This is a genomic window from Thioalkalicoccus limnaeus, from assembly GCF_041197575.1.
GTDB classification, from domain to species: Bacteria; Pseudomonadota; Gammaproteobacteria; order Chromatiales; family Chromatiaceae; genus Thioalkalicoccus; species Thioalkalicoccus limnaeus.
The window spans coordinates 1-3,724 of the sequence record NZ_JBDKXB010000059.1 but is presented as its reverse complement, the minus strand read 5'-3'; the positions used below and the strand labels follow the sequence as shown (position 1 = coordinate 3,724).

The 3,724-nt window shown below is 67.7% G+C and carries 1 protein-coding gene; it reads right to left on the bottom strand.

The window, feature by feature from the left end; translation table 11 throughout:
- The gene (locus ABC977_RS17925) at positions 1–3,711 is read right to left on the bottom strand and encodes a magnesium chelatase subunit H (RefSeq protein ID WP_369668639.1); all 3,711 of its coding nucleotides are present in this window, start codon (positions 3,709–3,711) and stop codon (positions 1–3) included.
- Between the last annotated feature and the right edge of the window lie 13 nt (positions 3,712–3,724).

Here is a 3,724-nt window from a genome sequence, read left to right as displayed (position 1 = left end):
TCACGCTGCGGCCTCCTCGATGACGCCTTCGAGGCGGTCTTCGAGTTCTTCGCCGGCGCGGCGCAGGGCCTCGAGGGTCGCGGGGTCGGGTGTCCAGTAGCGCCGCTCGTGGGCCTCGAGCAGGCGGTTGGCGACCTTCGCCGAGGCGGTCGGGTTCAAGGCCGCCAGGCGCTCGCGCATCGTCTCGTCGAGGATGTAGGTCTGCGTCAACTGCTCATAGACCCACGGCGCCACCTGACCGGTGGTCGCCGACCAGCCCATCGTGTTGGTGATGTGCGCCTCGATCTGCCGCACCCCTTCGTAACCGTGCTTGAGCAGGCCCTCGTACCACTTCGGATTGAGCATCCGCGTGCGCGTCTCGAGCGCCACCTGCTCGGCCAGCGTGCGCACCTGACCATCGCCGCGCGTCTGATCACCGATGTACACCGGCACCTCGCTGCCCTTGGCCCGGCCCACCGCGCGGCTGATCCCGCCCAAGGTGTCGAAATAATGATCGATCGTCGTCACGCCGAGCTCGACCGAATCGAGATTCTGATAGGCCAACTGCACATCGGCCAGCACACTGTTCAACAGCTCGGCCTGGCGCACCGGCCGACCACTGCGGCCATACGCAAAACACTTGCGCTGCGTATAGGTCTCGGCCAACTCGTCTTCGTCGTCCCAGCGGCTGTTGTCGATCAGATGATTGACGTTCGAGCCATAGGCCCCGTCGGCATTGCTGAACACGCGCAACGCCGCCGTCTCCAGATCCCCACCGTGCGCCGCCTGATAGGCCAGCGCATGCTTGCGCACGAAGTTGGCCTCGCACGGCTCATCGGCCGTCGCCGCCAGATAGGTCGCCTCGGCCAGCAGCTTGGTCTGCAACGGCAAGAGATCGCGAAAGATCCCCGACAAGGTCATGATCACATCGATCCGCGGCCGACCGAGCTCGGCCAGCGGCCGCAAGGTCGCCCCGGCCAACCGGCCATAACCGTCGAAACGCGGCTCGGCCCCGAGCAACGCCAGCGCCTGGGCAATCGGCCCGCCCTCGCTCTTGAGATTGTCGGTGCCCCACAGCACCAGCGCCACCGTCTCCGGCAACCCGTTGCCGGCCTCGCGATGACGCTGCAACAGCCGCTCGGCCTGGCGCGCCCCATCACGCAGCGCAAAGGCACTCGGCAACCGGAACGGATCGAAACCATGCAGGTTGCGCCCGGTCGGCAAAATCGCCGGCGTGCGCAACAGGTCCCCACCCGGCACCGGGCGCACGAAACGCCCATCGAGCGCGCGCCGCAGCGCCTCCAATTCGTGATCCTCGGCCAGCAACCGGTCGGTCTCGGCCAACTGATCGAGCAGCCCATCGTCGAGCGCCACATCGCTCGCTGCGCGCACCGCCGCCCGCGACTGACCGGCCACCAGCGCGGCCAACGCCGGCCGCGGCACCGCCGTCCCATGACTGGCCTCGGCCAACGCCATCAGCAGGTCGATCCGCTCGGCCTCGCTCGGCACCCCGCCGACCACATGCAGACCATGCGGAATCAGCGTGTCCTCGAGCTCGAGCACCGCCTGCCACAGCCGCTGCAAACGCCCCTCGGCGTCCGCCGAAGGCCACGCGGGCTCGGCCTCGGCCAGCTCCAACTCGGCCGCCTGCGCCTGAATCAGCGCCACCAAGTCGGCACGCTCCGGCGCATCGCTCGGCGGCAACCCCCGCCAGCGCTCCAGCGACCCCTTCAGATCCAACAGCCCACGGTACAACCCGGCCTGCGCCACCGGCGGCGTCAGATAACTGATCAGCGTCGCCGCCGCACGGCGCTTGGCAATCGTCCCCTCGGACGGATTGTTCGCCGCATACAGATACAGATTCGGCAGATCCCCAATCAGCCGGTCCGGCCAGCAGGCCGCCGACATCCCAGCCTGCTTGCCGGGCATGAATTCCAACGCCCCATGGGTGCCGAAATGCAGCACCGCATCGGCCGCGAAGTCCTCGCGCAGGTAACGGTAGAAGGCACTGAACGCATGGGTCGGCGCAAAACCCTTCTCGAACAACAGCCGCATCGGGTCGCCTTCGTAGCCGAACGCCGGCTGCAGGCCGACGAACACCTGACCGAACTGGGCGCCGAGCACGAACAACGAGGACCCGTCGCTCTGCTGGCGGCCCGGCGCCGGACCCCACTGGGCCTCGATCTCGGCCAACCAGGGCTCGCGCCGCACATGATCGTCGGCCGCAATCCGACAATGCACGTTCGCCGGCGTCCCATAACGCGCCGCGTTGCCACCGAGCAGCCGCGCGCGCAACGCCTCCACATCGGCCGGCACCTCGACCCGGTAACCGGCCTCGGACAACATCCGCAGCGTGTTGTACAAGGACTCGAACACCGCCAAATGCGCCGCGGTCCCGACATTCCCGGCATTCGGCGGGAAATTGAACAACACCACCGCGACCTTGCGCTCAGCCGCGGGCGTGCGCCGCAAACGCACCAACCGCGCGACACGCGCCGCCAACATCGCGGCCCGCTCCGGGTGCACGCGCATGTCGCGACGACGGGTCTCGCCGGCCGCCGCCGAGCGCCCACCGAACACCATCGGACCGGCCGCCCCATCGAGCTCGGGAATCGCCACCATCATGGTCGCCTCGACCGGCAACAACCCCTGGTCCGACCCCTCCCATTGCTCGACCGTCTGAAACTCCAGCGGGTGCGCCGCCAAATAGGGCACGTCCAACGCCGCCAGCGTCTCCTCAGCAGCCCGCGCATCGTTGTACGCCGGCCCCCCGACCAGCGAAAACCCCGTCAGCGACACCACCGCATCGACCAGCGTGCGACCATCACGACGAAAATACCGCTCGACCGCCGGACGCGCGTCCAGCCCGCTCGCAAACGCCGGCACCACGCGCAAACCACGCGCCTCGAGCGCCGCAATCACACCATCATAGTGCCCGGTGTTCCCCGCCAGCACATAGGAACGCATGATCAACAGCCCGACCGTGCCCACCGCCCCCTCGGCCGGCCCCGGCAACCGCTCCAGCCGCTCGCCAATCCGCCCCTTCAACCGCGGATGATAGAGCCCAACCTCCGGATACTCGCTCGGCGACCCGACCTTGAGCGTCCCGCGCAGCCCACGCCGCGGCCCGTCCGCATAGCGGTCGACCAACAACCGCACCAGGTTCGCCACATTCTCGTCCGACCCCGCCAACCAATACTGCAACGCCAGAAAATACGCCCGCACGTCCTGCGCCGTACCCGGTATGAACCGCAAAATCTGCGGCAACCGGCGCAGCATCGCCATCTGCTGCGCCCCCGCGCTCCCACCCCCCTTCTTCGCCCCACGCAACCGCTTCAGCAGCGCCAGCAGACCCCGGTCACTCCCATCCAGCCGAAACCGACCCAACCGCGTCTGCCGAATCACCTCGCCCGCCGACAAACACCCGACCAGCGCATCACAGGACTCGCGCCGCGCCTGCAACGCCGGCAACACCGCCTGAATGTGATCCTCCATGAACAACATCGTCGCCACAATGATGTCCGCCGACGCAATGTCCGACCGACAACGCGACAACGCCGCCGGGTCATCACCCCACTCCGCCGCCGCATGCAAACTCAACTCCAAACCCGGCAGCTCACCTCCCAACTCCAAACGCGCACGCTCCACCGCACCCGCCAAATGACTGTCCAGCGTCACAATGACCACGCGCACACGCGCCGCCTCAACGTCCAAAGTGGGCCTTGGCTTCATAAAGTGTCTCTAC